This is a genomic window from Tissierella sp., assembly GCF_052089545.1.
Classification (GTDB): domain Bacteria; phylum Bacillota; class Clostridia; order Tissierellales; family Tissierellaceae; genus Tissierella_A.
This window is the reverse complement of sequence record NZ_JBQDAA010000116.1, coordinates 1-7526: the sequence shown is the minus strand read 5'-3', so window position 1 is coordinate 7526 and position 7526 is coordinate 1. Positions and strand designations below refer to the sequence as shown.

The window sequence follows — 7526 nt, the reverse complement described above, 5'->3', positions numbered from 1 at the left end:
TTCTACAATATGTTTATTTTATTAGTATAGCATATATCTTGTTTATTGGATATATACTATAAAAAAATAATCTCTTAAATAAGTTTATTCAAGAGATTATTTAATATTATTATTAACATATTTTCATTCTGTTTCTCTATTTCTAAGTGGTTCAGTTGATTCAGAGTTTTTTATAGCAACAATATATTGAAAAAATTCTAACATGTTTTTTTCTAATTTTTCATTATTGAAATCGGAAGACATTTTTATATCAGAAAAAGGTGTTCCCTTACTATTTAATTTATATATAGTTATATTATTATCTATTAAATCATTTGTTTGTTTAATTTCCGGAAAAATAAGATTAAACTTATGTTCTTCATAGCTTCTGTCTTTTGAAATATTCATCTGATTACAATTATCATAATTATATATTATAGTTAATACTTTATCTTTAAATTCTGATTCTTCTTGATTTAAATATGAACCAAACCAGTTTAAATGATTTTCTTCACTTTGATAAGTATGATTCATTCCCCATTGTCCATAATATTTTCCTTTAGGTAATTGTTCTCTAACAGCTTCAAAATTTTTATAAATCATTTTATCTCTAGTATTATTCCAATTAAAATAATCATCTTGATATTTATAAGCTTCAAATGCATATATTACATTTTTATTTACAAATTCAAACCCAAAAAAATCTTCTCCAAGATATTTTTTATAAATGCTTTCTTTTTCCAATATATCTTTTTGTAATTCTAGTGAAGATTCATATGCTACTTGATCTCTAGGATTATCTATTTTCTCAAATGTATTTTGAATATTTTCTATATTTTCTTTTATTTCATCCGGAACTTCTTTTTCAGGTAAAATATCTAATAAGAATCTATATGCATTATCTGTTGAATGCTCTATATCTACACCTAGCACCTTAATTTTTTTAGATTCCGGTAAGCTCTTATTATATTCATATAAATTTTTAAACTGATTATAATTACTTTTATTCCATGCAAATGTACCTTTAAGTGGCTCATATATTTCTTCTAATATTTGAATATCGCCTGTTTCTAAATATTTATTTATAAAATAGGCATTACTATAAGAGTTTTCTAATAAATAATATTTGAAATCTGTTTTTTCTTTAAAGTATTTTAAAAACTTCATTTCTAATTCTGCATTAGCTTTAACCCCATGAATTTCTGCTGTAAAGAATACCTCTTTTCCTTTTAAATCTGAATCTATAATTTCTAAATCTTTAAATCTATTTTCATCTTTTAAGTCTATCTTACTATGATTTTCTTTTAAATATTCTTTTACCAATTCATCTTCACTAGATGAGGATTGTTCTATGTTTTCATTGTTACATCCAATTAATAATTAAAATAAAATTAATATTGAAATTAAAAATCTTTTCATCAAATCCCCCATTAATTTTCATTTATAAAGTAATTAATACTTCTTAAAATTATAACCTAATATTTCTACTGAATCTTTTTTATTTAATCTTGAATCATAATTCTTTCTTAACTGGATCATATTCAAATGATCGAATCCAATTTCTCTATAAAACTCTATTGCACTAATATTTCGAGGTATTACATCTACAAATAATGCAGTAACATTTTCATTAATCAACATATTATCAAGAAGAGACATAGCTTTTTTCCCTAATCCTTTTTTCCTATATTTTTTAAGAATATATAAATCTTCAAGCCATGCAGCGTTATCTCCACCAAATTCTAAATAAAAGAAACCAATAACGTCTCTATCTTCCATAGCTAAATAAATGTTTCCTTCTTTTAACCATGAGTTAAATGTTTGCTCACCTTTCTCGATTGTACACCAGTATTCCTCAGGTGCTTTAGTTAATTTACGATGATAATTCATTAATTCTACAATCATAGGTGATACAATATCTTTATACTTGCTATCACAAATCCTTAGTTCCATTTTTTAGTCTCCTATTCTTTGAATATTATATTTATACTATTTATATACTACAAATATATTCCAAAATCTGCTTTCCCAATTCACCACAGACATTTTTAATATTAAGTGCAAATTCTTCATCTTTATAATTTATCGTAATTATATCAGATATAGCTCTTATAGATAAAAATGGAATGTTGTGCAAATAACATACTTGTGCAATTGCTGCTGATTCCATGTCAACTGCTAAAATATTCGTTACTTCTTTACTTATATTTTCTAAATATGTACTACTTTTAACAAAATAATCTCCTGTTGCAATAGTTCCTACAAGATTTGGTATTTTTCTTTCATTAAAAAACTTATGAAATTTAGCTACTAAAGTACTGTCAGATTTATATTCTAATGGCAGACCTCGCACTTTACCATGTTGATGTTTACTTCTATGAGAAGACATGTTTACATCATAATATACCAGTTTATTTCCTATTACAAAGTTACCTACTTCTGCAGGTTTTAGTCCTCCCGCTATTCCTGTATTAATTATTAATTCAGGATTATATTTATCAATCATTTTTGTTGCGGTCATACTAGCATTAACTTTTCCAGCTCCTGATTTTGCTAAAATAATATCCTTATTCTCTTTCCTTAAATGATAAAAAACAACATTATTATCTTTAATAGTTTCTATTACATTAGTATTTTTTATAAAAAAATTAATCTCTTCATCTATTGCTGCAATAATTCCTATCATAGTTAACCCTTCCTCTTACAACTAATTTTATTATTTTGTTGCTCTAATCATTAAAAATTCTCCACTATCAGCCAAATACTCATTCTTATATGATTTAAGTTCAATATCAACCATAGTTTTCCATGCTGTTTCATTTTCATATAATTTATCTGCTTTAGTTCTTAATCCAGAAATTACACTAGGGCTACTTGCTAGTTCTATATCTTTAAATCCAATCTCTTTAAAAAGTTTCTTTAGTTCTTGAGCATTAAACATATGTCTTGGAGGATGAGAAACTTCTGGATGCTCAGGCAAATCTCCTCTGTCTACAACACTATCTATAAACCAATAATCAGGTCTACCCATAAATTCATTTATATCAAATTTTTCTTTTCCTAATACCATTCTTATAACACCTAGTCTACTATTTACACTTGCTACTATATTACCTCCTGGTTTAGTAACTCGGTATAATTCTTTGATTCCTTCTTGATAGTTATCATATAAATAATTCAAAGGAGCACCATAACATACTGTAAGATCAAATTTATTATCTTCTATGATATTCATATTTTCTATGTTTCCTCTAACACTTGATTTTAAGTTATCAATTACTCCATATTCATTAATTTTACTTCTTGCTATTTTCAATTGTTCATCTGAGATATCTAATAGGTGAACTTTACAATTCATTTTTGTAAATTCCACGCTAAATCTTCCTGCACCACAACCTACATCAAATATATCTATACCTTCCTTCAAATATTCAGAAACAAAATCCATATGTAATAAATAATTCAACTTATCATATGCGGTTTTATCTAATCTATCCCATTCTTTTGAAGCATAGTTATTATAAAAGTTTCTAGTATTAGTTACCTGACTCATATATTTCCTCCTAAATAAAACATTAATTTATTTAAACCACTCTACAATCTCATAAAATATATCATTAGGATTATCCCAATGTATCATATGAGAAGATCTTTTAATTTTCTTTACAGTGGCATTAGTATTTTCTTTAAAATTATTACATAAAACGTTTCTTAAATCATTCCAATATTCCCTTGAATCCATGGTACATTGTAATAATAGTATATCTTTAGGTAATTTATCATAAATAAGATTTGGTGGAGAATTATACATGCCTTTAATAGCTCCTCTTGCAGTAATCCCTTTTGAATGATATTTGTATTTACCATCTTCTTTTATTACTAAATCTTTTGCTGCTTTCTCTAATAAGGGGGACCAACGCATATAATTATTCTTTTCAACTTCAATATGATCTTGTAAGTTATTAAAAACATACTCATCAAAATCTTTATAATAATAATCTATCTCATCCTGTAATGAACAAATAGAGGTATATTCTAAATTTCCATTTATAAGTTTGTCAGAAAAAAACTCATATATTTCTTTCTTTATATAATATCCACCATCTAATAATATTAGTTTTTTTATTTTATGTACATATTTAGATGCATAATGAAGTGCAATATCTGCCCCCCATGAATGTGCTAACAAGTAAAAATTATTTTCTTCAATCTTTTCTATTACTTTATCTAACCATCTGCTTAAATTTAACATTTCATATTCTTCATCACTTTTAAAGGGTGTGGTTTTACCATGTCCTGGTAAATCAATAGAAATAATATGATACTTATCTTTTAGCATTTCCCCTAATTCTATAAAACTTAGACTTGTACTCCCAAGACCATGAATACAAATGATTGTAGGATTATTGGTATTCCCCCACTCACTAATTCTAACATTAGTACTTTCTATCTTTATAAAATATTGCTCCATAATATTTCCCCTTCAAATATTTATATTTTTATTTCTTTTTTGCAACTATAATAAAACGATGCTCTGTACCCGTAACATAACCTTTGTCCTCTAACTCTTTTTGTAACTTACATAAACTATCAAAACATGAATCTACAGAAAAGTTAGGAAATTCCCATTCAATTATCTTAGCAAAATAAACTAAAGCTCCTATGTCATAGAACTTATTTTTTGGAAAATATTCATTAGTATATAATATTTCAAAACCCGCCTCTTTTAATAATTTAATATTATTTTCTAGATTATGCTTTGAATCCTTAATTTCTAAATTATCAATTAATTTACTTGATAAATCATTATTATTTTTTCCACCGACCTGTTGTGTTATGAAAAAACCATCTTTTTTTAATATTCTTTTCACTTCTTTAACATCAAAAGATTCATGTTTATTAATTACAATATCAAATTTATCATTCGAATAAGGGATATTACTATCTTCTATTACTTGCTTTACTTCTATTCCCATGGGAGATAATTCCTTTTTACATAATTCTACATTAGGTGGGTAGGCTTCTGTAACACTAGTTAATTCATAAGTATGATTCAGAGTTAATAAAAATTCTCCACCACCTGTGCCCATATCTAATAATTTATCAGATGGTTTGAGGTGATTTAATATGATTTCTTTATAAACCCAAGGGAGTTCTTCACTATCATATCTATCATCAATATGTGAAAAATCCCAGCCCTTAAATGTATGTTGTTCTTCTTTCTTCCATTCTTCTTTTAACTTTTTATAATTCATTATATATACTCCTCTTATTTTTTTACCGAAAAGTTACATTAGAAATCTAGTTTATATAACTTTAACATCTCAGATACATTTAATTAAAAACTTATTTCTTACTTTTACTATAATTACAGAAAACTAAAGATAAAATCAAATACATTATTCATTATTCTCACTTAAATTAGGTATGTGTTTTTCAAAATATCTTCCTATCTTTATTACCTCATTCATAACTATACTTGATTTATTTACATCTAAATACCAATTATCATTTCGAATATCTTTTCCATCTATGACAGGTGAAACAAAAAATTTAACTGATGATGGGAATTTTATTTTATATGTTAAATAAGCACGTCTTGCATGGAATGTTTTACAAACTAAGATTACTTTATCTACTTTAATTCTATGTTTTTTTATAACTTCATAAGAAAATTGTGCATTTTCAAATGTATTTGTTGCTTTATTTTCTTTTAAAATTACATCTTCAGGTACTCCCAATTCTACTCCTATATTGCGTAAGAATTCCCATTCTGATTCATATTGTGGTATTTTTTTATTAAATGATCCAGAAGGTAATATATATTTTGCTAAGCCTCTATGATACAAATTTGCGGCTTGCTCCATTAAATGTCTATGACTTCCTCCTGGTATTAATATTATATCTGCAGGCTCTATTTCATCTTCCATAAAAATAAAGTTTGTAATACTATCAATTGATTTCTTCATTTTATCCTCCAGTTTGTAATAATTCGTGTCCACTAAAGAGGTTAGTAAAGTATACTAATTTGTTCTTTAGAGTATACAATGATTGCTATATTTGATGATGTGAAATATATACATTATACTCATAAGCTACTAATTAATCTTTCTTATGGTTTAATAATCAATTATAAATTTCATCATTTTCAAAAACAGTTGTGCAAACTTCATACCCCTATTCATATTCAAGAATTGCATATACATAAGAATCACGCCATTTTCCTTTTTGCCACTTGTTTTCTATTAAGTGACCTTCTTTTTTCATTCCAATTTTCTTTAATATATTTAATGAACCAATATTTTCAGGATCACAAGTGGCATATATTCTATGTAAATTCAGTTTATTAAATCCATATTTCACTAATGCTCTTTCTGTTTCAGTTCCATATCCTTTTCCCCAATAATTTTTATTAAAACAATATCCTAGCCAGCCTTCTGCATTTGTTGGACTAGATATATTGATTTCTTTCTTTGTCTTTTTTATTTTGAATGGCTTTATCAATAAGTAATTTGGTATCTTCTATTTTATTAGGTCTTAATTCCATGTATCTAACCACTTCAGGATCAGATGCATATTATTATTTCTTCTGAAGCTTTAATTAACCTTCGTTCCTTTACATATTCCATAACTGATAATCCGATTTCATTTTTAAACATTCTTGAAAAATAATATAATGAGTAACCAGCATTTTTAGCAATATCTTCTAAAACTATAGGTTCATTAATATTTTTTTCGATATATTTTAGGCTATCAAATATAATAGATTTTGATTCCAATTTATTCACCTTCTTTGTTCCACATGGTAATTATAATATATATCTTCTCAAACTATATTTCTTTTCCATTCTTGCTATAAACAATAAATAAGAACAAATTTCTTATGAAATTTTATTTAATGCATCCTTCAAATAATTTAAAGCAACTTCTTTAGTTTCAAAATTGCTATGACCTATAACATATTTATCGAAGTCAATATTTTCTATAATATCAATAAATGATTCTAATTTTTGTTTATCATATTTTCCATTTCCATGATAAAAATCTTCACAATCGGCATCTCCAACAAAAAGCACTTTTTCTTCTGGTATATAAACCAAAACTGAATCAGGTGAATGAGGGGCCATAACTTGCATTAAGATACAATGAACACCACCTAAATCAATGATTAGGTTTTTCTCAAATATTATATCGCTTGTTACCATTTTAATATCATTTCTATCCTCATACTCTAACTTAATATGTTTATCACAAAACTCAATCTCAACCCCAGATTTTAAGCGATTCTCCATATCTTCATCAGACCAATCCCATTTAGTCATTTCAAGTAATTTCTTATTTGTATAATCACATGCAATTGATTTTCCTGAAATGGCATGCATACCAAATGTATGGTCCCAATGCCAATGTGTTATAACTGTATAATCAGGTTCTTTAAATCCTAATTTTTCTATAGAATCATAGAATTCATTTACATGTTTTTTTGAATTTCCAGCATCTATAGCCAATGTATATTTATCACCTTTAACATATCCTAGAACAGGTCT

At 26.0% G+C, this 7526-nt stretch carries 10 protein-coding genes; all 10 read right to left on the bottom strand.

Annotated features, from left to right (window positions below):
- Positions 1–123: 123 nt before the first annotated feature.
- Positions 124–1302, bottom strand: coding sequence for an erythromycin esterase family protein (locus ACTHW2_RS08775; RefSeq protein ID WP_442263568.1), 1179 nt, complete (start codon positions 1300–1302; stop codon positions 124–126).
- 129 nt (positions 1303–1431) lie between these two features.
- Positions 1432–1932 (bottom strand): GNAT family N-acetyltransferase, encoded by a 501-nt coding sequence (locus ACTHW2_RS08770; RefSeq protein ID WP_442263567.1) that lies wholly within the window; start codon positions 1930–1932, stop codon positions 1432–1434.
- 40 nt (positions 1933–1972) lie between these two features.
- Positions 1973–2665: a 5'-methylthioadenosine/adenosylhomocysteine nucleosidase gene (locus tag ACTHW2_RS08765; RefSeq protein WP_442263566.1), complete on the bottom strand. Its 693-nt coding sequence runs from the start codon at positions 2663–2665 to the stop codon at positions 1973–1975.
- Between the two features lie 30 nt (positions 2666–2695).
- Complete coding sequence (locus ACTHW2_RS08760; RefSeq protein ID WP_442263565.1) at positions 2696–3532, bottom strand: class I SAM-dependent methyltransferase; 837 nt, start codon at positions 3530–3532, stop codon at positions 2696–2698.
- Positions 3533–3559: 27 nt separating this feature from the next.
- Positions 3560–4450: an alpha/beta hydrolase gene (locus ACTHW2_RS08755; protein WP_442263564.1), complete on the bottom strand. Its 891-nt coding sequence runs from the start codon at positions 4448–4450 to the stop codon at positions 3560–3562.
- A 28-nt stretch (positions 4451–4478) separates the two neighbouring features.
- Complete coding sequence (locus ACTHW2_RS08750) at positions 4479–5234, bottom strand: class I SAM-dependent methyltransferase (RefSeq protein WP_442263563.1); 756 nt, start codon at positions 5232–5234, stop codon at positions 4479–4481.
- 144 nt (positions 5235–5378) lie between these two features.
- Positions 5379–5948, bottom strand: coding sequence for a YdcF family protein (locus tag ACTHW2_RS08745; RefSeq protein ID WP_442199828.1), 570 nt, complete (start codon positions 5946–5948; stop codon positions 5379–5381).
- Between the two features lie 208 nt (positions 5949–6156).
- Positions 6157–6483, bottom strand: a complete 327-nt coding sequence (locus ACTHW2_RS08740; RefSeq protein ID WP_442199829.1) for a GNAT family N-acetyltransferase — start codon at positions 6481–6483, stop codon at positions 6157–6159.
- Positions 6484–6545: 62 nt separating this feature from the next.
- Positions 6546–6767 carry an AraC family transcriptional regulator gene (locus tag ACTHW2_RS08735; protein WP_442263562.1) on the bottom strand — a complete coding sequence of 74 codons (222 nt, stop codon included), beginning with the start codon at positions 6765–6767 and terminating at the stop codon, positions 6546–6548.
- Positions 6768–6860: 93 nt separating this feature from the next.
- Positions 6861–7526 (bottom strand): MBL fold metallo-hydrolase (locus tag ACTHW2_RS08730; RefSeq protein ID WP_442199830.1); only part of this gene is annotated, 666 nt, incomplete at its 5' end.